The following is a 22,869-nucleotide window of genomic DNA, read 5'->3' as shown; positions in this document are numbered from 1 at the left end:
ACGACTGGGCCGGATCAGTCGAGCATGGGAGATCACGATGACTGTGTCGGAACATCCGAATCCACTCACTCGGACGGGCGCTGTGAGTGCGGCCCCGCCGGCCCCGGTGACCTCCGGTGCGAGATGGGCGGCGCGGCTGGCAACGCGGATCTGGAGGGGCAAGACCAGGTTCCAGCTGGTCTTCGACATCGCGGCATGGGCTCTTGCCGGACTGCTCGCATCGGCCGTCATGGGCACAGGTGCCGTCGGCGCAGTCGAACTCGCATCCGCAGCCGCGGCCGCGGTGATTCTGCAGCTGCTCCTCGGCCTGCTCATCGGTCTCTACCGCAGCCGCTACCACTACGGCAGCTTCGCCGAATACGGCGGCATCGCCGTCATCGCTCTGATCATCACGTGCGGTCTGATGGCTGTCACCCTGGGGGATTCTCCGTTCGTTCTGCTCACCGTGTTCTCCGCCGTCATCTTCATGACCGGCAGCCGCTACCTCGTCCGCTGGTCCCACCAGATCGCAACGCGCCCGCTGCAGGGTGAGCGAGTGCTCGTCGTCGGTGCCGGTGCCGCTGCCGAGTCCCTCATTCGGCAGATGCTCTCCGGCCCTGACGGCGCCTATCTTCCCGTCGGGCTCATCGATGATGACCCGCACAAACGCCACTTGAGCATCCATGGGGTTCGTGTCCGTGGGACGAGTGAGGACATCGCCGAGGTGGCCGGATGGCTCAATGTCTCCGGAGTCATCGTCGCAATCGCCGATTCCGAAGCGGAGTTCCTGCAGACCTGCCGTGATCGTCTGCAGCCGACAGGAAAATGGCTGAGGACGATTCCTCCGCTGGCAGAGATGGTCACTCGGAAGGTCGAGCTCGGCGATATCCGCGATATCAAGGTCGAGGACCTCATCGGCCGTGCCCCGGTGCACACCGATCTGGCAGAGATCGCCGAGAAGGTGGCCGGCAAACGCGTGCTCGTCACCGGAGCAGGGGGATCGATCGGCAGCGAACTCTGCCGGCAGCTGTTCGCTCTCCATCCCGAGAGCCTCGTCATGCTCGATCGGGATGAGACCGCGCTGCATGGAGTCGAACTCACGCTCTATGGTTCGGCGTTGCTGATGTCGCCGAATACGGTGCTCGCCGACATCCGCGACCGGAGCGCCCTTGACCATATCTTCGCCGAGGCGAAGCCGCAGATCGTCTTCCATGCCGCGGCGCTCAAACATCTGCCGATGCTGCAGCGGTTCCCTGAGGAGGCTTGGAAGACGAACGTCCATGGCACCCTCAATGTCCTTGAAGCCGCTCACGCGGTGGGAGTCGAAACCTTCGTCAACATCTCGACGGACAAGGCCGCCGCGCCGACGAGTGAACTCGGGCGGAGCAAGCGGATCGCCGAACGACTGGTCAGCGGCTTCGCAGCGAAGTCGCCGGGCACCTACCTCTCGGTCCGCTTCGGGAATGTCCTCGGTTCACGCGGATCTGTGCTGCTGTCTTTCCAGGAGCAGATCAGACAGGGAGGTCCGATCACTGTGACCGATCCGGAGGTCAGACGCTTCTTCATGACGATCCCGGAGGCCTGCCAGCTGGTGCTGCAGGCGGCGACGATCGGCGAAGACGGCTACGTCATGGTTCTCGACATGGGCGAACCGGTGCGCATCGTCGACATCGCGCGGAGCCTGGTCGCAATGTCGAATCAGAACACCGAGATCGTCTATACCGGGCTGCGCGAAGGCGAGAAGCTCGACGAGGAGCTCTTCGGCGACTACGAAGGCACCGTCATCCGCATCCATGACAAGATCAGTCGGGTCGAAGCGCCGGAGCTCGCTCCTGCCGATCTGCCCATCGTCATGGCTGAGCGGAGCGTCATCGACGATTTCTGCAATCGGAACTGCCGTCCTCAACCGAAACTCGGCCGTCGAGCGAGTCACCGAGAACCCGTCGGCGGTTCCGCCCTCCTGCCGGAACCGGCCAGATTGGTCACGGACGAGGTCAGGTCATGACGATCTCGGACGCGGCACCGACGAAGCCGCCGACCGCAGTGGAGCCTCAGCCTGTTCCAGCTGTCAGTCGGATCCTGCTGTCGGGCCCCGACGTCGGGGAGCTCGAAGAGGAATTCCTGTTGCGCGCGTTTCGCAGCGGCTGGATAGCACCTGTCGGTCCCGACCTCGAAGCGTTCGAGACCGAGCTTGCGGCTGAAGTCGGAGTCGCTCATGCGGTTGGGCTCTCATCCGGAACGGCGGCTCTCCACCTCGGTCTTCTCGGTCTCGGAGTGCAGCCGGGAGACCTGGTGGTCACGTCGACGATGACATTCGCCGCAACGGCGAACGCCATCACCTATTGCGGAGCCGAACCTGTATTCGTCGACTGCTCCGCAGACGGAAACATGGATCCGGCACAGCTGCACCGGGCTCTGAAGAACTCGATCCGAGGGAGGAGGAAGCCGGCGGCAATCGTCCCGGTCGACCTGCTTGGACGGCCTGCCGACTACGACCGGATCTTGCCGATCGCGGCCGAATTCGACGTCCCCGTCCTCGTCGACGCCGCCGAATCACTGGGATCCCGCTACGGAACTGCCGCCTGCGGCAGCTTCGGTGACGCCGCGGTCGTGTCATTCAACGGCAACAAGATCATGACCACCTCGGGTGGTGGAGCACTGCTCACCGACGATTGCCGCTTGGCAGAATACGCCCGTTTCCTGTCGACCCAGGCCCGGGAGCCGGTGGCTCACTACGAACACCGGGAGATCGGGTTCAACTATCGGCTGAGCAATCTGCTCGCTGCTCTCGGACGGGCGCAGCTGACCCGGCTCGACGCGATGGTCGATCGCCGACGGGAAGTCCGTCGACGCTACAGCGGCACAATCGCCTCGGTGCAGGGGGTTTCTGTGTTCGGCAACGACAACGACCACTGCGACAATGCCTGGCTGACTGCGATCCTCGTGGACGAGCGTCGGGCCGGATTCAGAGCGACCGAACTGGGAGCTTGGCTGGCCGAACACGATATCGAGACCCGCCCGCTGTGGAAGCCGATGCACTTGCAGCCGGTCTTCGCAGAGGTTCCGATGTACGGCGGAGAGGTCTCCGAACGCATTTTCTCCACCGGCCTCAACCTCCCGAGCGGATCGAAGATGACCGATGCCGACATCGACCAAGTCATTGCCGCCATGGCTGCGTACTTCGAGCTTCGAGGCGCAGCCGTTGCTGGAGCTGCACCGTGACCCAGTCCAGTGGCAGACGGTCCCAGACTCGAAGTCCTCAGCGCGCCAACGCACCCACAGATACTCGAAAGAGGAGAAGGGAAACCTCATGTTGTCCACAGCCCGCCGATTCACGGCTCAGATGCTGCCGAACGGAGTCTCACCGTCAGTCGTCGAAGAGGTCTTTTCGACTCTGAGCAACCCCGCATCCCGCTCTTCCTCTGCCGCATTGGAACAGATCGCGCACCATGCTCGCACTCATGTGCCCTTCTATCAGAACTTGAAGGGTGAGGGTTTCGAATCGCTGCCGGTGGTCACGAAGCCGATGATGGTGGCGGATCGTTCGCAGTTCTTCGATGAGCGGGTGAGCCCTGAGACGCTGACGGTGAGGTTCTCCTCGGGCACGTGCGGCATCCGCTACCGGTCGTATTTTGACAGAGATCGGATCGCCCGCCATCGGTCAGAGATGGTGGCAATTCACAAGTTCATGGGTGCCGACCCCTTTGCCGCGGTGATCCATGGTACGTCGTGGCTCGATGTGTCACGCCGCCTCAAATGTGCCTTTCTGCTGCAGGGCAAACGAATGTATACGGGTGAGAATGATGAGCGAAGCATCAGGTCGATTGCCCGGTGGCTGAGGAATCGACGAGGCACTATCATCGTCGCACCGTGTTCTTACCTCGACAGCCTGTTCGAAGGGTTCCGAGAGTTCGATATCGAGTTCGACAAGGGAGTCATCGGCGCCGTACTCGGCATCGGCGAACCAGCTACCGAGTCACTGGACCGGCTTGTGCGGTCTCAGGCCGGTGTCAAACTGTTTATGCGCTATTCGAACACCGAGAACGGACTCTTCGGGATCTCCGACGGCGGTCTGTCCCGATACACACTCAACACATCGGCGTTCCATTTCGAGATCTTGGAGCTGGAGAGCGACTGCCCGGCCCCACCTGGTGCCCTCGGAAGAATTGTTGTCACAGACTTGTACAATCGGGCGTCGCCTTACCTCCGGTATGACACGGGGGACCTCGGACGGTTCGCCGTCGACAAAACAGGCCGAACAGTACCGGGCGTCCTGCAGGAACTCCGGGGTCGGAAACGCGATTTCCCCATCGGTGGTACCAAAGAAGCGCCACGGCGGTTGCTCTACATGGAGATCCTCGAACCGGTCGATCGAATGAAGGACATTCAGCAGTTCCAGCTGCGTCAGAATGATTTCGGCAAGTTCACATGGGTGCTCAACGCGCCACAGTCGGCCGAGCTCGAAACGCGCCTGCGCGCTCTGCTGAACGGAAGCATCGGCGACATCGTGAGCTGCGATTTCTCTTACGACTCAGCAGAACTCGTCGTCGGATATGGGAAGAGGCAGCACTTCATCAACGAGATGCCCGATCCAGAGAGTCTGTTCAGGCCCCGATCACTCAACTGAACTGGTAGGAGTCACCGGTATCCTTCCCGCGACTCGAATGCTTTCGTATTTCGCCGAGACGACGCCGGGATCATAGCGACTCCACTCGTGGCCGTCGTCTCTGCCCATGGCCTGAGCCAGATAGTAGAGCGGAACATCGGCGCCGGCGAGGTGGACGAACGGATAGCCGCCTCCGAAGCGAGGGTTGATGTCGATGACCGTGGCACTGCCCTCCTCGTCGAGGAACATGTCGACGTCGATGAGTCCGGTGAGCCCGGCCGCTTCCGCGATGAGAGCAGAATTCGCGACGAACGGGGCAGGATCCACCGTCACCGCTTTATCCGTCTCGCCCGCTCTCATCCGCAGCTTGCGTCGGGCAAGGACCGCGGCGAGGTCACCGGGGGCATGAAGTGCACCGACGATATCGACACCGTGTTCGGAGCCGGAGAGTTTGGGCTGGACCACCACATCGTCGGCAGTCGGCTCACCGCCCGATTGCGCAGGTGCGGAGAGCAGCGATTCGGCCACAGCTTCTTCTACCCGACCAGCGGGCACGATTGCGAGACCTGACGAACCGCTGCCGAACCGGTGTTTGACGACGACGTCATCGGTATCCGCTGCAAGTGCCGACAGTCCTGCACCGTCTCCGCCGGCGAACGTCGGCGCAGTGTGCACGCCGATCGCGGAGAGCATCTGTGCCATCCGCAACTTGTCGACGCAGCCGCGCTGCCATTCGGCGGACACACCGGGGACGAGCACTCGCGACTGTCGCATCCGGTCCGCGAGGTCCGTATTCACATGAAGGTGAAGGAGCTCATAGTCGTTGACGGAGATGAACAGCTGCGGTTCGAGGTCGGCGATGAGGTCCGACAGGGCGGTCTCATAAGCAGGGTCCGAGTACTTCGGCATGATGATGCCGATGTCCCCATAAGTCGCGGACGAACTCGTCTCGTCGTTCTCGGTCACGACCACTCGACCGTCGATCTCGAGTGTGTCGAAGGCCTGCCGGAACCAATCGATGAGATACAGGCGTCGACCGGCTGAACCGATCACCACGGTGGCGGGTTTCGACGTCAATTGGTCCTCCTGCAGTCACTGAGCGCAGTGCGGGCTCTGGGCGTATGCCTCCTCGGCACGAAGATGGCTGACATCTGTGAACGGCCGTCATCGGCCGGGTACTCAGAAGCTTATCCGCCCCTGAGGCGACGAACCAGGATTCGCTCTACTCCAGACCCGTTCGAGCGGGTCACCGCAGGGTCACTGCGGGTCACCGCAGGCTCATGTGGAGCCCCGGTCCGACCTCCTTCCGCGCCGGTAGCGTGAACCCCGAAACGCCGAGCTCTCCGAGCCGGTCAGAACGGTGCAGAAGAGTCTTTGAGAGCTCGCCGGTGTCGTCGGTCCCAATCATCGACAGCAGTCCTGCGCGCAATGGTTCCGCAGTGTGAAAGGACACGTTCATGGGCAAGTCCGAAGTGGGTCCGCTGTCGGCGGTCGCTGCCGACGCAACGGTGACGACGCAGTGTACGGAGGAGCAGTGACACCTCAGACGTTCCATGTGCTCGCTGTCTGCACCGGCAACATCTGTCGGTCGCGCATCGCAGAGCTGGCGCTCGCTCAGAGGTTCGCCGATGTATCCGAGATCCGTCTGCGTTCGGCCGGGACACGGGCCGCCTCGGGGTGGCTGATTCCGGAGGAGGTGCGAGAGATCGCCGGATACATGGGCGTCGAGGAGATCCGTACCCGTCGCACGAAGCAGGTGAGCGAGCAGGCTCTCGGCGATGCCGACCTCGTCCTCGTGATGACACGGGACCACAGGCGGGAAGTGGTCGAACTCAATCCGCGGATCGTCCGCAGAACCTTCACGATCCGTGAGCTCGCCGGCCTGGCCGCGGTGACCCGCGACGCCGACATCATCAGCGAAGGCGGCGGGCCTTCAGCAGACCGGGCCGCGCGCCTGCGCGCTGCCGTCGGTGCAGCCGCACGGCGACGGAGCCGACGCCGGTCCCCGAAACAGGTCACTGTCGACGATGTCATCGATCCTTACGGCTGCGATCGTGACACCTACGCCCGCGCGGCGCTCCAGCTCGCTCCCGCGGTGGAAGGGGTCGCAGCTCTGTTCCAGAGGGCGCTCAACCTCGGGGAGGGAGAATGATGGGCGAGTTCGATCCGAAGACGACGCGTCGGCGACGCGGTCACCCGACCGTGGTAGGCCGGAGGCGGCCGTATGACACGGTGAAGCGGACGATCGATGTCTGTGCCAGCGCGCTCGGAATCATTGTGACGGCGCCGGTGCAAGCGGGAGTCGCTGTGGTCGTCCTCGCCGTGCACGGCCGTCCGGTGATCTTTCGCCAGCCTCGTCCGGGGCGAGGGGAGGAGGTCTTCGAGATCCTCAAGTTCCGGACCATGCTCCATCCCGACGACAGACATGTCACCGACGGCCAGCGCCTGACCCCGCTCGGACGGTTTCTGCGGGCAACGAGTCTCGACGAGCTGCCCTCGCTGTGGAACGTCCTCCGGGGTGACATGAGCCTCGTCGGACCGCGGCCGCTGCGGGTCGAATACCTCGAGCGCTATACGCCGGAGCAATCGCGACGGCACGAGACTCTGCCGGGAATCACCGGTCTGGCACAGGTGCGAGGCCGCAACGAACTCGACTGGGATGACAAGTTCCGCCTCGATGTGGAGTACGTCGACCGCCGGTGCCTGCGTCTCGACCTGCACATTCTGCTGCAGACGGTGCAGGCCGTGCTGGCCAGACAGGGCATCAACAAGGGCGGATTCGATACGATGCCGACGTTCACGGGAGAGAAGGACCCCGGCGATGAACGTACGTGACCGATTCGGCGGTGCCAAGCTCGCCGCGGCGGTGCTGGTCGCCTCGCAGGTGTTGGCCGCAGGCGGCGCCGTGGCCGTGAACCTGTTGGCCGCTTTCGTGCTCAGCCCCGCCGGGCGCGGTGATCTCGCATTCGCACTTCAGCTTGCGTACTTTCTTTCTGTCTTCGCGATCATGGGCCTCGAACGCCCCTTCATCGCAGCACGCTCCGGCGGATTCGGCACCGAGTACCGAGTCTTCTCCAGAATGGTGACACCAGGAACTCTCTGCATCCTGCCGGTCGTGGTCCTTGCCGCCGTGTTCTCGCCATTCAGCGCCGACTGGCTGTGGCTGGGCGTCATTGCGATCGCCGGCTATGTCGCACTGAATTCCCTGGTGCGGGCGCTGCGCGTCGCCTATGTCTGCAGCCGTGAATGGAAATGGTTCACGATCAATGCGGTCGCCACCCAGGTCATCATCGTCATCGGTGCCATGCTGCTGGTGCTCTTCGACGTGGACGATCCGGTGCTGTGGATGTGGGCCTACGCCGTCTCGGCGCTGCCGGCCGTGGCGCTGCTGTTTCTCGTGCCCAAGTCGTGGAAGCCTGCGGCCCCGTCGCGGGAGGAGAGGCGGGGGCTGCGCCGCCGCGGCTTGGTCCTGCTGCCCTCGGATTTCAGCAACACTGCAATGCTCCGCTCGGACCGACTGCTGCTGCCCATGCTGAGCAGTTCGGCGGCGCTGGGCCTCTACGTCACCGTGGCCACTGTCCTGGAGATGGCCACCTGGCCGGTGCAGCAGTGGGTGGATGCCTCCCTGCGCAGCTGGTCGATGTCGTTCTCATCGCGTCCGCTCCCCGTCGTCAGGCTCATCGGCGGCAGCCTCCTCCTGCTCGCCGTCTCCGCTGGGCTGCTCGGGGCCGCAGCCTGGGCCATGATCCTCTTCGTCCTTCCGGAGTCCTACCTTCCGGCGACCACGGTGATCATTCCCCTCGCAGTGTCTGCCATCGTATTCGGCCTCACCCGTGTCCAACAGGGACTGCTCATCGCCGCCGACGCGCCGGGAACCGTGTCGATCGTCGAGATCATCGGCACCGCAGCCTCGCTGTTGGCCTATCTCACTCTGATTCCGCCCTTCGGGATGCTCGGCGCGGCCTACGGATCGATCATCGGCTACAGCGTCTGCGCTGCGGCCGGTGCGATCTCCCTTGCCAGGGTGTTGCGCAGCAGAAGTGAGGGAACGAGGCGAACACCACCACCGGCATGCGAGCCGGTCGGTGGGGTGGGCGACGCGGAGACGCCCGCGCTGATGACGGCGACCGAGGAGTCTGCCCAGGATACGACCGACCGATTCACAGACGAAACGAGGAAGTGAACCCATGGACATCCTGATGATCGCTCATTTCACCGGCGGTGGAAGCCACCCCAATGACCGTTTCGACGCCTTGGCGAGCATACTCGCACGGCGTGGAGCGCGGGTGGAACTCGTCACCTCGTCCTTCCATCACCTGTCGAAGTCGCAGCGGGACCTCACTCTCGTCCGGAACCCGCAGTATCTGACGACGTATCTGGCTGAACCGGACTACCGAGGCAATGTCTCCATCGGACGTCTGCGCAGTCATCGTGTGCTGGCCAAGAGACTCGACGAGTATCTGCAACAGCGCAGAGTCCCTGATGTTCTCTACTGTGCCGTCCCCTCTCTCGAGGTCGCGCAGGTCGCTGCCGACTACGCCGAGCGGCACGGAGTGCGATTCGTCATCGATGTCCAGGACCTGTGGCCAGAGGCCTTCGAAATGGTGCTCAGACCGCAGTGGGCCGGTCGTCCTCTGTTCGCGCCGCTGCGCCGAACGGCCGAACGGATCTACCGGGGCGCCGACGCAGTGATCACCGTCTCCGAAACCTATTCGAGCCGAGTCGCCGATGCACGCGGTGACGATTCAGCAGTGAGCACCGTCTACCTGGGAACGGATCTCAGCCGCTTCGACCGATTCACCGCAGAGCGACCGAGCGACGACGGCTACGTCGAACTCGCCTATATCGGGACCCTGGGCCACAGCTATGATCTGCCCACCGTCTTCGGTGCTGTCCGCAAGCTGAACCACGATGGCATCCGCATGCGGCTGCACGTCATGGGCACCGGGCCGTTCGAAAGCCGCTGGAGGCGCGAACTGGCCGATCTGCCGGACGAAGTCATCTTCTACGGACGACTCGAATTCCCGGAGATGGCTGCTCGCCTGCGCGGCTGCGATATTGCGATGAATCCCATCGTCGCCGGAGCCGCACAGTCCATTACCAACAAGATCGGTGACTACGCGGCGGCAGGCCTGCCCGTGGTCAACTCTCAGGAATGCGAAGAGTACCGCGACCTCCTCGAGGACTACGGTGCCGGCATCAGCTGTGATCCGAGCGTCGAATCCATGTCCCAGGCCCTGGTGGAGATGGCGACCGACAGGAAGCTGGCCGAACGCGGACGCGGGTCCCGCCGCATGGCCGAAGAACGGTTCGACCGTGCCGTGACCTATGAACGACTGGGTGAGGTGGTCCTCGATGCCGACTGAACCCGCACACCCCGGCATGCTCCACCGGAGCAGAGCGGGGAACCCGACAGACAACCATCAGAATCCCTCCAATGGAAAAGGCCGATCATGAGCGTTCAGCGTTATCTCACAATTCTCCGCGAGCGATGGGTCGCCGCATTGTCGACGGTTGTCCTCGTATTGGCCGCCGTCGGTGGGGTGACTGCACTGCAGCCGCTGACCTACGAGGCATCGGCGAACGTCTTCGTGCGCACGGACCCCGGAACCTCTGTGGCGGACCGTTCCACTGCCGCCGATTATGCGCGCCAGCAGATCTCCACCTACGCCGACCTGGTGACCACCCCGATCGTCCTCGATCCGGCAATCGACTCGCTCGGACTGACCAGCGATGCCGGAGAACTCGCGAAACGAGTCTCGGCCACGGTTCCAGAAGACACCCTTCTCATCTCGATCACGGCTCAGGCCGGCGACGCCCGATCCTCGGCTGAACTGGCGAACGCAGTGGCTGCGAGTCTCCGGTCGCAGGTGGCGGAGCTCGAAACGGCGAGTGGGCCGGCAACCGTCCAACTCACGGTCGTCACCCCCGCCACCGCTCCGAGCTCTCCGGCGTCACCGAACCTGGCGCAGAACTTCGTTCTCGGTCTGCTCGCAGCACTGCTGGCCGGACTCCTCGCTGCCGTGCTGCGAGATCTCCTCGACAACAGGGTCCGCAAGAGCAGCGATGTCGAGGCTCTGACCGATGCGGCGGTCATCGGCACCGTGGCCCGGATGACGGCAGGAGACGACCACACCCTCGTTTCGCAGTACGGAACTGAAGATGATCAGTCCGAGGCCTATCGGGAACTGCGTTCCAATCTGCGTTTCTTGGAATTGGGCGAGACGAGTCGCTCACTGCTCGTGACCTCATCGGTGAAAGGAGAGGGGAAGTCGGTGACGTCCATCAATCTCGCTGCTGCGCTCGCTCGTGCCGGTTGCAATGTCCTTCTCGTCGACGCCGACCTGCGGGACCCCTCACTGCACAGCTATCTGGGGCTCGAAGGAGGAGCAGGACTGTCGACGGTGCTCATCGGCGATTCCGATCTGGACAATGTGGTTCAGCCCGTGGAATTGCCGAACCTCACTGTCCTGGCCAGCGGTCGGGTTCCGCCCAATCCCGCTGAACTCCTCGACAGCGACCAGATGACGGCCTTCCTCGCCGAAGCCGCAGCCCGGTATGACGTCGTCATTCTCGACTCAGCTCCGCTGCTGGCGGCCACAGACGCTGCCGCGCTCGCCCGGCGGGTATCCGGGACGATCTTCGTTGCCGGCAGCGGAACCGTCCGCCGGACGCAGATGTCGCAGGCACTGCGGAAGCTGCAGCTCGTCGATCGGCGCCTCCTCGGCGTGGTGCTCAACGGAATGCCGAAGACCGACAGCACGACCTATTCGCAGATCTACAGAGACGCCTATGCCGCACAGGCCCCGCAGAATGTTGAAACTGCAGCGCCACGACGTCGTCTGCGCCGTCGAGCGCGCGCATCGGAACCGCGTGCAGTCGCGTCAGCCGTCGAACCGGATGTTCGCGCAGCTGTGGACGAACGGACGGAGAGTCTGCCGGGGCGCAACCGGAGTCGACATTCGGCATCGCACGGGCTGTGGGCTGCCGGCGATGGCTGAGCACCTGGCTTTCCGTACAGCAGAGAGAGCGGCAGGAGGTGGATGGTCATGTCCCTGACACTGGTGGAGAGGAAGCTGTCGGCCGATCGCCCCGCCGACTCGGATCCGCCCGTCCATTCTCCGCTCTTCATCATCGTCTTCACGGCTTCCTGCCTCTTCGTCGTCATCGTTGCTCGTCTGTGGTTCTCGACAGACACCTCAGTCGTGAACGTCTCCAGCGAAGTGATGTCGATCGTCTCGTTCGTCCATGGAATGACGCTGTTCGTGCTCCTGGGCCGTGACCGCATCACGATGCCCGGCTACTTCATGGCCTCCAGTGCCGCCATCGTCGGGATCAGCGGGCTGCTCGTCATCCCCGACCCCTACTTCATCGAAGGAGCCCGCCCTGAGGTCTACCTCAATGCGGCACTGTTCGCCAGCACTCTCACTCAGATCGGCATCGGAGCGCTGTGCCTGCGATCAGACTCGACAGGACGCCCAGAGCCGGTGGTGCTGCCGCTGCGAACTGTGCAGTGGGCGCAGGGCGCCGGAGCCGTCGTACTCACCATCGCTGCGGTCCTCGGTGACCGCCTCGAGCTCGTGCTCGACGGGGTCGGGTTCTCAGCCATCCTGCTCATCTGTGTCGCGACGCTGCTGAGCTCGAAGGGACTGCAGAGTGTGTGGAACATCGTCCTCGTCCTCGGCGCACTCGTGACCTACCCGACGCTGATCATCTCCGGTACGGGCAGACTGCGCGCGATCGCTCTCATCTTGGCCCTCGCCTATGTCTTCTTCCTCCGCTGCGGACGGCGCTGGATGAAGACCGTGGGTGTCATCCTCGCGCCCATCCTCTTGGCGGGGTTGGGGGCCTGGAGGAAAGAATACGAGGTGTCCTTGAGCGGAGACTACGGCAACGACACCGGACTGTCATCCATGTTCGTGGCCATCGGCAACTTCGGCTCGTTGATCCATGACTCCGAACTGGGACGCCTGCCCACCCTCGGTGCTTCTCTTCTTTCTCCGCTGCGATCGGCACTGCCCGACGACCTGGCCCCGCATTGGATACCCGAAGCCATCGGCTACGAACTCGCGGCACTCACCGACCCGGAACTCTATGGAACCGGGTTCTCCACCGTCGCCTCCATCTACGGCGACCTGTGGTGGAACTTCGGAGCACTTGGACTGGTCATCGGGGTCCCCCTGCTCGCTCTGATGCTTGACCGCATCGATGTGTGGGCGGTCCGCAGCTATCGGAGAGCGGCACAGGGACCGCGCGACCTGCTGTACTTTGTGTTCTTCGCCTCGTTGCTCGGCGGGGTCGGAGACATCGTCTGGGCAGGATTCCACACCTGGATCGTGCGCATGTACGCCCGGATCGCAGCACTGCTTCTGCTCTGGGCGGTCACGTTCTATTCCCCGGTGCAGATCTTTCCCTCCTACGTGTCCTTCGGAACGCAGGGACGGCGCACACCGTCACGGTGTTCGCTCTCGCGAACTTCGATCCACAGCGAATGAAAGACTGCCCATGACTGCCACCGAGCCCCTCACAATCGCCATCGCCTCCGCCGCCTATCGTGCGCACTATGTGCGCTGGTTCAAGGATGCTCTGGTCTCGCAGGGCATTCGGGGTGAGGTGATCGCTCTGGAGTATCGGTCATCGGCACCGACGTTGGCAGCAGCAGACTGCGGCGTGATCCTGCCCGCCTACAACTCACCGGAGTATCGCGGAGCAGTGCTGGAGTGGGCCCGAAGCGAGTCTCCTGACCTCTTCATCTCGCTCAATGACTATGAACTGCAGATTCTTGCGGGTGGTCTTGCCGATGATCTCCGGGAACTCGGATGCACGGTGGCCTCCCTCGGCCCGGCTGCCCAGAAGATCGTCCTCGACAAGCGCCTCATGGCTGCGACTCTCCGTGACTGCGCCATCCCGACTCCCACGACGTGGCTGGGCAGCGAAGCCGAGCAGGCGATCAGCGTGAACCCCAGCGGCGACTTCGTCGTCAAGCATCGGTTCGGCAGCGGTTCGGCAGGTTTGGGGTTCGCCTCCGCGAAGACTCTTCGCGCGGCTGTCAGCGAGGCGGCGCAATCCGCGAAGAGCCCCGACGGCAGAACGAGTTCGGCCGGTCTCGACGCAGTGATCATCCAAGAACAGCTGCCAGGCAGCGAATACGGTGTCGACGGAGTCTTTTCGCTGCACGGGACCGGAGAGCTGCGCGGAGTGCTGGCACGCCGCAAGGATCACATGCGGAACGGAGACACAGACGTCGCCACAACAGTGCCCGCTGAACGATTCGCGGCCGCCCTGGCTGCTCTCGGCAGAGTCCTCACACCGGTCGGTCCCATCGACGTCGATTTCAAAGAGTCAGCCGAAGGTGAGCCGCTCATCATCGACGTCAATCCGCGTTTCGGAGGAGGCTACCCGTTCTGCCATCTCGCCGGAGCCGATGTCCCCGCTGACCTCCTCAGAACGTTGGTCGGGTGGGACGATGATCCGTCTCTCCTGCGGTGTGAACCCGGACTCACCTCGGCTCGAGGAGACGACTTCATAGTGCTCGGCCGGGCCTGAAGGCTTCGCGGTGATCGGCTGAGCCGATTCTGACCAGATGTTTCCTCTCAAGCAGTCTTCTGCGGTGCCCTTTCTCCTGACCTGTTCCAAGGACTCTCCGTGACGGACGAAGACCGCGGGCGGAAACTCGATGAATGACGACTGATAGGACATGGTGTAGGCGCCCACCCGCTCGAAGACGATCCGATCGCCTTCGCGCAGCAGCGGGGCGTCTTTGAGGACGGTCAGCCGGTCATTCTCCATGCAGGTGAATCCGCAGATCACCTGCTCAGGAACGGACTCCGTCGATGCCGTTTCAAGGCGGAGTCCGAAATCCTTCTCGCGCCGGAACTGCGGATCGATGTCGGTGCGGCTCGCATCGGTGATGACGAAGCGCTGGCCTCCGATCATCTTCACATCGATCACCCGTGCGTGGAATTCGACGGGAACGGCAATGAGCGACCCTCCGGGCTCAACGATCAGTCGAGTCTGTTCGACATCGATCGTGCCATCGAGTTCTTCTCGGATGGCAGTCACATACTGACTGAAAGTCGGGCTCCCTCCGGGACTGTTGAAGAACCCGCCGCCGATGTCGATCCAATCGAGGCGAAGCTGATGAGAGGTGATGAGCTCCGCGGCCACCCCCGCTGCAGTGCGGAAGACCTCGAGGCTCTGTGTGCGCGAGTTCCTATGCATATGGAGGCCCGTGACGTGCACTCCAGCGGACTCCAATGTGGTGATCGCCTGACCGAGCTCGCCGTTCTCGGCGTTGAACCCGAAACGGCTGCTGGCCCCTGCCAACGTGTTCTCTCCGGGGCAGCGGGCATCAAGATCCCAGTTCACGCGCAATCCTGCACGCAGCGCACGGTCCGGCTCTTCCGCCGCCAGTTCGACCGCCCAGCGGACCTCCCGCTTCGAATCCAGATTGATCACGGCCCCGCAGAGCAGTGCCTGCCGGAGACGATCACGGCCCTTGACCGGACCATTGAAGACGATCCGATCAGGTGAGAAACCGACCGCCAGCGCCAATTCGTACTCGGAATCCGAGACCACTTCGGCCCAGACCCTTCGTCTGTGCATGAAGGAGAGCAGCCAGGGCAGGGAATTGGTTTTGAACGAGTAAGACAGAATCGCGTTCGGCCAGTGTCGGTCGAGCGCACGGCGAAAACCACCGACCTGCTCTTCGAGGACCGGGAGGTCTAGGACATACGAAGGCGTCGTCGGCTCACCCGGTCCGACCAGTTGCTTCAGCGCATCAGCCATGCTTCTCTGTTCCTCATCTCCAGGCAGCAGGTGCAGCCACATGGGCACACCTCGCTGCGGACGTTCGGCACTGCTTCGGGGCTCGCAATCGCTGCTGTCGGGGATTGGACCGACCTCGGCATGTGCGTGGTCATCTCCGCGACAGAGGCCAGCGTCCTGGGCAGACGAACCTGGGCGGACGGTCCTGGGCAGATATGAGAACAGCGAATGTGAAGCGGCAGTCCACGATCGGCTTCCGCTGTTTTCGACCGTACCAGGACGGGTGCTCCCCAGCGGTTCGTGCACCCGCATTTCCATGGCGGACTACCGCAGAAGAGGTATGGAGCGGCACATCGACGTCTGCCGAGCGGGCACATTGGTAGTCCGAGAGGCGCCGCAGTCGATGGGCTGATGGAGCAGTCGGGTCAGGTTGGGCAGGAGCGGAGAGTTGAGATGTACGTCGACGAACACGACGCGGGCTTGATCCGCCGGGCGGAAGGATGGATGATCATGAGTTCGACCGCCGAGGGTGAGCCGCAGGATCCTCGCCTCAGCCTGGGCGACTTCATCGTCGAACTCGAAGCCTCAGGGGCCGGTCCCGCCGACACCGACCTCTGCCGCCGGCTCTGGACCGAATGTGCCGGTCGTGCTCGTTTCGCCGAGGCGGTCCTCCGCGCCGCTGCTGCCGCGGGGGTCTCCGTGGATCCCGAATCGTCTGTTTTCGCCGACTGGGTCGTCGAGCTCTGTCCGCGGCTGTCTCTTGCGTTGGGCTCCGGTGACACTGTGGCGGCTTCGGTGCTCGCTCAACTCAGCGCTGTGTCAGAGACGACCGCTGTTCGGGCGCTGACAGCTGTGGCTGACTATCTCCTCGGCGGGATCGGGATACACGATCCCGAAGGGGTGCTGATCCGACTCCTCTCCAGCGGGATCCTCACTCGCTTTGAGGATTCGGCGCGGGGGACGCTGCTGCAGGTCCCGACTCTCATCGCGGCCAAGCTGCGACACGACCTCAGGGCCGAAGTCGGTGCAGCGCCTGTGGTGGCCGATCTTCTCGAGGTGCTGATCGAGCACATGGAATCCGCAGGCATGGTCGAACCGGAACTCCTCGGCGACGTGCTGCTTCTGGCCAGGCACGGCGGCCATTGGTCCCAGCTGCTGCGGGTGTGCGAGGCGGTGGGCATACCGATGTTCCTGCTCACTCCCCGGACCGCCTGCACCGTTCTTCGAGTTCTGCCGGTCAAGGCGCGCGTTGGCCGACCCGGCCTTGAGTTCTTCGGGACGCTCGCCGAAGACATCACTGCTGATGCCGCCGATGACACCCCGGCTCGGATTCGGACTGCTGTGGTCAGACATACCGGCTCGGGAGTGCTGAGGTCACGACTGCCGGGGAAGCTCGGCGATTCTGAACCGAACGTGGAAGCGGAGGAAGAAGCGCGTCCGGGCGAGAAGTCGGTCGATGTCATCGGCACTGTCCGGCAGCTGATCGGGCTGGCCGATGCCGGTCGTCACGACGAAGCCGCGGAAATGGGCATTCGCGCGGCAGCGAAGATGCGCAGCGTACGTGCACGGTCCGTCGTGCGTCTCCTCACCGCAATCGCCCTTCACCACGCAGCTGAACCTCGGCGGGCGCTGTCCGTGCTCAATGAGATCGAGGGCCCCGCCCGAGCCGGCCACGTAGACGGTGACTTTCTTCTGCCGGCGATCATCGCCTGGACTGCCCTCATCGCGGCGGTCAGTGGTGACCATGAGCGGGCGGATGCGCATCTGGCGGAGTCCGATGCTCCGTCGGGGATCAGGCGCGCGGCTTCCGAAGTGGAACCGGCAGTCGCACATTCGGATTCGCCGCCGACTGTCATCATCGATGAACTGGTGACTCCGCCCCTGCGCATCGCCTCGGCGCTGCGGGCACTGGACCGACTCGATCTTGAGCGGGCCGGCGCCGAGTTCGACGCACTCTCCGCCTACCCTGAGATGCGGACGCTGTGGGTCTATCTGCCGTTCATCGCCCGTATCTCGGCAGTCCTGTCAGTGGAAGCAGAATCCGGTCTGCTCTTCGTCAACGACGACGCAGAGCGTTTCCGCGACGCCGGTGTCCTGTCAGAAGCGGAGAAGGACCTGATCGCACTTGGACGCAGCACGGTCTTCATCGCTCTGGGGCAGCTGCGGTGGGCCGAGATCGAGCGCGAGCGACTCTCTCCGTCGTGTGACGCCCGCATCGTCCTCGACGTCCGTTCGAAGCTCGTCGCCGGTCGAAACGACGAAGCGATCTCATGCGCAGACACCTGGTTCTATCACCACTCATTGAGTCCGCGCAGTCGGGCCGAGCTCGCTGCCATCAGAGCAGCGGCCAAGCTGCGCAGCGGAGATGAAGATGCGGCACGCAGCGACTTCTCCACGGCAGTGAGCCTGTCGACGTGGGTGAGTTCGCTGCTCCCGCTCGCACTTCTGCCGCTGATCGATCGCGATCGTCTCATCGATCTCAACTCGGACGCACGCGCATGGGCCGAAGCTGCGGCCGAGTTCTCGGACTCCTTCGACTCACCCGCAGCTCTCATCGCCCGTCTGCGCACGATCGGATCGGTCTCCGTGGACGTTGCCACGATGCCGCAGCTAAGCGCGGGCGAGGCTCAGCTCATCGACCTCCTGGGCTGCGGTCTCTCCGTCGCCGAGATCGCGAATGAGCTGCATCAGGTCACCGGAACCGTGAAGAATCGGCTGTCCGCGCTCTACCGCAGATTCGGGGTGTCGAGCCGAGCCGAGGTGCTCAGCCGGGCCCGGTCCTTGGGGTACCTCACGCCGTGACGAGGTCCCGCCGCCGGAACCCGACCATCCCCACCCCGACGAGGACCACAGCGATCCCGACGAACCACAGGACCGCCTCGGCGGAGAGATCCTGAGCCGGATACTGCCCGATATGGGTGAACAGGGAGAGGTCGAGGACCGCGTCGTCGAGTTGCATCATCCCGCCGAAGAGCGCGAGTACCGCCGACGCTCCGAAGACGATCCAGCTCAGGCTCATCAGCCGCGGGGCGAAGCCGTAGAGCAGATAGGCGAAGCCGAGTAGGGCCCAGATCGACGGCGTCTGCGCGAGGTGTCCGAGGGTCGTCGGCCACAGCAGGGACCAATCATTCATCGACACCGCCGCACCGAGCCCTTCGCCGAAACCGGCCATGGCCATCAGCCAACCGGCGCCGACCAGCGTCGCGGCGGTCCAAGAAGCCAACCAGCCGCTCCGGGAGACCGCGGTCGCGAGCACCGGTTCGGAGTGGAAGGAGGATTCCTCAGACCGCAGCCCACCGGCGGCGATGACCGCATACGCGGCGACGATGATCGCGAAGTACAGAGCCATATAGCCGAGGTAGCCGTCGACGATTCCGGACCGTCCGCCCATGATCGCCAGAATCTCCGGCGGCATTCCCGCCGCGCCCTCGTCCATCGCTCCGGTGAACGAACCGAACACCACGCCCATGACCAGCATGCTGATCGACCACCACGCGAGGTTCGCGCCCTGCAGGCGCAGCGCCAGACCGAGGGGTGTCGCCAGCAGCGGTCCTGCCTGCGACCGGCCCAGCCGTTCGGAGACGATCCCCGCGCCCAAGTCACGACGTGACTGCACCACGACGGCCACGACGACAAGGGCCGCGAACAGACCGGCCGAGTACAGCAGCGGCCACCAGCGGTCGAGCGTGAACGGTGCCGTCTGCTGCGCCCACCCGAAGGGTGAGAGCCAGGACAGCCAATCGAGCGAACCCCTGGACACCGCCGACATATCGCCGATGCCGCGGATGACGAAGCCGAGCGCCAGCACCGCACCGGCCATCGACGAGGCGGCCCTGGCGAAGGCGCTCAGCTGCACGGTGACCGCGGCCACCGCCGCGAACACGCATCCCACCGCGCTGATCCCGACAGCGAACAGGACCGTCGCCGACCACGATTCAGGCTCGGCCTGCGAGAAACCGAACGCCGCCGCCATTCCCGCGCTGAGCAGGACATTCATGAACACCGTGAGCACGAGGGCGGCGATGAGCTGAGTGTGTCGACCGGTGACCCCGGCGCGGACGAGTTCGGCCCGCCCGGTCTGCTCCTCGGCGCGCGTATGCCGAGAGACGGTGAGGATCGACATCAGGGCCGATCCGATCATGAGGAACACCCCGTACATCCCGACGATGAACCGGGGGATCGTGACCTGATCGAGTCCGTACCCCGGACCCGTGATGAGCGCCATCACCGGATTCTTCGCGAAGACCGTCATCGCCTGCAGCGAATCCGAGTCCATGACCACAGCGATCGCATTCGCGAAATACGCGGTGAGCGCGGAAAGGGCGAGCACCCAGATCGGCAGCCACAGTCGGTCCCGGCGCAGCATGAACCTCAGCAGGTGACCCAGCCCCGCCAGGCTTCCCTCGCCGAGGCGGCCGCCCCGCTCGCGTTCATGTGCACCATGATGGCGCCCGGGCCGTGGCACCTTCGCCCCACCGCCGTGGACGGGACGATCCCCGTTGTCCGTGTGCGCGGCCAGCAGATTCATGGCTCACTCCTCCTTGCCGTAATGGCGCAGCAGCAGCTGTTCGAGGGTCGGCGGGGTGGCGGTGAGCGATTCGACATCATGCTCGCCGAGCGCCCGCATGATACGGGGCAGCTGCGCCGTATCGGCGCTGAAATGCAGTCGCGAACCTTCGCGGACGAGGTCGTGGACTCCGGTCATCTCGGACAGGGCGGGCACACCGTGTTCGAGTCCGACCGTGATCGTCGTCCGCGACAGGTGCCGCAGCTCGGACAGGGTCCCCGTCTCGACGATGCGACCCGAACGGATGATCGACACTCGATCGGCCAGGGCCTCGACCTGGGCGAGGATGTGACTGGAGAGCAGCACCGTGCGACCTGCGTCCTTCGCCTCGTGGATGCAGTCCTGGAACACCGCTTCCATGAGCGGGTCGAGCCCGGCCGTCGGCTCGTCGAGGAGGAGCAGTTCGACGTCCGAGGCCAGAGCGGAGATGAGCGCGACCTTCTGCCGGTTGCCCTTCGAATAGGTCCGGCCCTTCTTCCGCGGGTCGAGGTCGAAGCGTTCGATGAGCTCATCGCGACGACGTCTGTCCACACCTCCGCGCAACCGGGCGAACAGGTCGATCGCCTCACCGCCGGTCAGCCCCGGCCACAGCTCCACATCGCCGGGAACATAGGCCAGGCGGCGGTGCAGGTGCACCGCTTTCGACCAGGGATCCTCGCCGAGGAGGCGCACCGTACCCGAGTTGTGTCGCAGGATTCCGAGCAGAATCCGGATCGTCGTCGACTTGCCGGCGCCGTTGGGGCCGAGGAAGCCGTGGACCTCACCGCGTGCGACCTCGAGGTCGAGACCGTCGAGGGCGCGGACGCGTCCGTATGATTTCACGACGTCCCGCATAGAGATCGCCGCCGAGGCGGATGCTCGGCTGTCGTCGGTGCGGCGGGCGCTGGTCAATGTACTCATGTTTCCTCATCTCCTGGTTGAGAGTCTTCGGGGACGGACTCGAGGGCACCGTGCAGGTAGAGATCGAGCAGATGCGGGGCGAGTCGGGTCATCATTGAAGTGGTGTCATCGGTGCCGAAGACCGAATGCAGGCGGTGTTCGAGGAGCGAGGGGGCCAGGGCCATGACCGCGATGGTCGCCGCCTGTCCACGAGAGTCTTCGCTCTGTCGGAAGGTGTAGCCGACGAAGCCGTCGGTGATATAGGACTCGACGAGGTCGACGTAGTGGTCGAAGTAGCGCTGACCGTGCTCGCTGGGGTCGAGCAGAGACTTGACGAGGTAGTCCACAGCGGTGGCCAACTCCGGATCACTGAACATCATCTGCACGGCCATCGCGGCGTAGCCGGCGTTGCGTGCTTTGGCGCTCGTGATGAGGTCGAAGACATGGTCATCGCACGCGCTGCGCAGTCCATCCTTCGACCCGAAATGGTGGATGACCAAGCCGGGGGAGACCTCGGCGGCGGCGGCGATGGACCGAATCGTCGTCTTTGTGAACCCGTTCCTGGCGAATTCTGCCACTGCGGCAGACAGGATCTTCTCCGCCGTCTCAGGCGAGGAGTTCGGGGACCGGCGAGGACGAGAGTCAGAATTGGTTGAACGCATGTTTAATATTAAACGCGCGTTCAACCGATGGTGTCAATGGCGGTGGTGATGGGGTGAGAAAAAGCAGGCGAAGATCATCCGGTGGAAGTTGCAGTCGCCGCCATCTGTTTGGTCTCAGCCTCGATTTTTCCAGTGATGGAGACTGGCTAAGAACGGTTAGCGGCTACCGGAATTCTTCTCCGCAGACGCGATGCCGAATCGATCAGCCCGTTGGCGCGTGTTCGAACAGCAGAGTAGGCCGGAATGGCTCGTGAGAACGCAGCGTAGGCCAACGGTGAAATAGGCAGTTCCCATTCTCCTGCATACTCGTAGGCGTCTGCGCCTGTCTCGGCTTTGAAGCGCACAAGCCCGCTCGCCTGGTCGTCTAGGCAGAGACAGTCTCGGACTGCTCCGAGATCATAGGTTTTCACGCCTTCGTCGATGAGCTGCCGAATAATCGACAGATAAATGGCGTTCGAAGGCTTCACCTTGGGCAAGCTCGTGTCTGTTGCAGTGTAAATGCACCTCGCGGTCGATGTGACACGGGCAGTAATGCTTGCGCCGAGTGCTTTTCCGTCAAGGCGAGCAAAGTGAGTGGTGAAGCCGGAGGCCAGGCCTCGTCCTAGGTGGTTCCACATGGATCTGAGGAATTCGGGAGAGCGGGTAGTGAAGCCATTGCGCGTTCCGGTGTCGCTCCACAGGCGGTGAAATTCATAGAGATTGGACTCGGAGTTGGAGACCATCTCTACTTCAAGACCCTCTCGGCCGGCCTTCTTGGCGTTGTAGCGCCACGTCTTGTGCATGCGGCCCAGCACGTCCTCCTCTGTGCGACCGCCGAGATCCAATCGGAATATCAGCTGAGCATGATCCATCTGTTCTTCTTCGGGGATGTTCTTTTCTACCCAGCCGGAATCACGCAGAATTGACCGCAAGCGCATGGCTGCAGGATTGGTGTAGTCGGGGGCGAGATCACTGAACCGGTTGACTGCATCATCAAGGAAGCCGGTTCTGACTGTCCGGCTGTCCCAGCGATGAAGGGCGAGATATGGAATCATGCGAACCCCGATGACGTTCTTGTCTTCCAAGTACGAGCGCAACGCGGACAACAAGCTGCTGATGTCGACATGGCCCCAGTCCGTGACTGGACCATAAGGAATAAACCCAAAGCGTCTAGTTGTGCCGGGAATACGACGGTACCGAATGATCGCTACAGCGAATGGCGTAAGACTGTCGTTGAACCACCCCACCGCTTCGTATTCGGGCCAATCGGCCAATCTAGCCTCTGCCCAGTAGGGAGTCTGCTGATAGCTGACGTCGTCGAATCTCTGCAGGCTGGCGAGGAATGCGTCGGCCGTCATGGCGCGGATCGTAGTCATAGTGGAACCGTATTGCGCGGGCCTGCGGCGGGCAACGGAAGTAGCGCCCCGGTG

The 22,869-nt window shown here is 63.6% G+C and carries 16 protein-coding genes and 1 pseudogene; 11 read left to right on the top strand and 6 right to left on the bottom strand.

The features are described 5' to 3' along the window. The first annotated feature begins 82 nt into the window (after positions 1-82). The 3 genes from J9314_RS17325 to J9314_RS17315 all read left to right on the top strand — a co-directional run bounded on the left by J9314_RS17325 (position 83) and on the right by J9314_RS17315 (position 4,606). Positions 83-1,984, top strand: a complete 1,902-nt coding sequence (locus tag J9314_RS17325; protein WP_210603543.1) for a nucleoside-diphosphate sugar epimerase/dehydratase — start codon at positions 83-85, stop codon at positions 1,982-1,984. After that, positions 1,981-3,201 (top strand): DegT/DnrJ/EryC1/StrS family aminotransferase, encoded by a 1,221-nt coding sequence (locus J9314_RS17320; RefSeq protein ID WP_210603541.1) that lies wholly within the window; start codon positions 1,981-1,983, stop codon positions 3,199-3,201. The genes J9314_RS17325 and J9314_RS17320 overlap by 4 nt, the downstream gene beginning before the upstream one ends. A gap of 208 nt (positions 3,202-3,409) precedes the next feature. Beyond that, complete coding sequence (locus tag J9314_RS17315) at positions 3,410-4,606, top strand: phenylacetate--CoA ligase family protein (RefSeq protein WP_210603539.1); 1,197 nt, start codon at positions 3,410-3,412, stop codon at positions 4,604-4,606. Here the strand turns inward: J9314_RS17315 and J9314_RS17310 are convergent. Continuing rightward, positions 4,595-5,662 (bottom strand): ATP-grasp domain-containing protein, encoded by a 1,068-nt coding sequence (locus J9314_RS17310; RefSeq protein WP_210603537.1) that lies wholly within the window; start codon positions 5,660-5,662, stop codon positions 4,595-4,597. The two genes, J9314_RS17315 and J9314_RS17310, sit on opposite strands and share 12 nt — an antisense overlap. A gap of 457 nt (positions 5,663-6,119) precedes the next feature. Between J9314_RS17310 and J9314_RS17305 the strand changes: the two genes are divergently transcribed. From J9314_RS17305 to J9314_RS19270, 7 genes are all read left to right on the top strand, one after another. Next, a complete protein-coding gene (locus tag J9314_RS17305; RefSeq protein WP_210603530.1) occupies positions 6,120-6,737 on the top strand; it encodes an arsenate reductase/protein-tyrosine-phosphatase family protein in 618 nt (205 codons plus the stop codon). Between the two features lie 80 nt (positions 6,738-6,817). Further along, positions 6,818-7,420, top strand: a complete 603-nt coding sequence (locus J9314_RS17300; RefSeq protein ID WP_246490480.1) for a sugar transferase — start codon at positions 6,818-6,820, stop codon at positions 7,418-7,420. After that, on the top strand, positions 7,407-8,768 hold the full coding sequence (locus J9314_RS17295) for a lipopolysaccharide biosynthesis protein (RefSeq protein ID WP_210603527.1): 1,362 nt from the start codon (positions 7,407-7,409) through the stop codon (positions 8,766-8,768). Before J9314_RS17300 ends, J9314_RS17295 begins: the two co-directional genes overlap by 14 nt. Positions 8,769-8,772: 4 nt before the next feature. Then, a complete protein-coding gene (locus tag J9314_RS17290; RefSeq protein ID WP_210603525.1) occupies positions 8,773-9,951 on the top strand; it encodes a glycosyltransferase family 4 protein in 1,179 nt (392 codons plus the stop codon). A gap of 87 nt (positions 9,952-10,038) precedes the next feature. Further along, positions 10,039-11,586 (top strand): tyrosine-protein kinase domain-containing protein, encoded by a 1,548-nt coding sequence (locus J9314_RS17285; RefSeq protein WP_210603523.1) that lies wholly within the window; start codon positions 10,039-10,041, stop codon positions 11,584-11,586. A 48-nt stretch (positions 11,587-11,634) separates the two neighbouring features. Further along, entirely contained in the window at positions 11,635-13,080 is a 1,446-nt protein-coding gene (locus J9314_RS17280; RefSeq protein WP_210603521.1) for a hypothetical protein, read from the top strand. A 10-nt stretch (positions 13,081-13,090) separates the two neighbouring features. Beyond that, complete coding sequence (locus J9314_RS19270; protein ID WP_246490479.1) at positions 13,091-14,131, top strand: ATP-grasp domain-containing protein; 1,041 nt, start codon at positions 13,091-13,093, stop codon at positions 14,129-14,131. Between the two features lie 444 nt (positions 14,132-14,575). Here J9314_RS19270 and J9314_RS17275 read toward each other — a convergent pair. Continuing rightward, positions 14,576-15,373 (bottom strand): annotated as a pseudogene (locus J9314_RS17275) (type III PLP-dependent enzyme domain-containing protein); the annotation flags it as partial. A 489-nt stretch (positions 15,374-15,862) separates the two neighbouring features. On the opposite strand from J9314_RS17275, the gene J9314_RS17270 reads away from it, so the two are divergent. Then, complete coding sequence (locus J9314_RS17270; RefSeq protein ID WP_210603517.1) at positions 15,863-18,154, top strand: response regulator transcription factor; 2,292 nt, start codon at positions 15,863-15,865, stop codon at positions 18,152-18,154. Here the strand turns inward: J9314_RS17270 and J9314_RS17265 are convergent. The 4 genes from J9314_RS17265 to J9314_RS17250 all read right to left on the bottom strand — a co-directional run bounded on the left by J9314_RS17265 (position 18,144) and on the right by J9314_RS17250 (position 22,815). Next, a complete protein-coding gene (locus J9314_RS17265) occupies positions 18,144-19,880 on the bottom strand; it encodes an ABC transporter permease (RefSeq protein ID WP_246490478.1) in 1,737 nt (578 codons plus the stop codon). The two genes, J9314_RS17270 and J9314_RS17265, sit on opposite strands and share 11 nt — an antisense overlap. Before the next feature lie 3 nt (positions 19,881-19,883). After that, positions 19,884-20,819 carry an ABC transporter ATP-binding protein gene (locus J9314_RS17260; protein WP_210603515.1) on the bottom strand — a complete coding sequence of 312 codons (936 nt, stop codon included), beginning with the start codon at positions 20,817-20,819 and terminating at the stop codon, positions 19,884-19,886. Next, the gene (locus J9314_RS17255; RefSeq protein WP_210603513.1) at positions 20,816-21,460 is read right to left on the bottom strand and encodes a TetR/AcrR family transcriptional regulator; all 645 of its coding nucleotides are present in this window, start codon (positions 21,458-21,460) and stop codon (positions 20,816-20,818) included. The genes J9314_RS17260 and J9314_RS17255 overlap by 4 nt, the downstream gene beginning before the upstream one ends. A 146-nt stretch (positions 21,461-21,606) precedes the next feature. Beyond that, positions 21,607-22,815: a lipid II:glycine glycyltransferase FemX gene (locus tag J9314_RS17250; protein WP_210603511.1), complete on the bottom strand. Its 1,209-nt coding sequence runs from the start codon at positions 22,813-22,815 to the stop codon at positions 21,607-21,609. Positions 22,816-22,869 lie beyond the last annotated feature (54 nt).

The organism is Brevibacterium oceani, assembly GCF_017948325.1.
In the GTDB taxonomy this organism is placed as follows: domain Bacteria; phylum Actinomycetota; class Actinomycetes; order Actinomycetales; family Brevibacteriaceae; genus Brevibacterium; species Brevibacterium oceani.
This window is presented reverse-complemented; position numbering and strand designations above follow the sequence as displayed.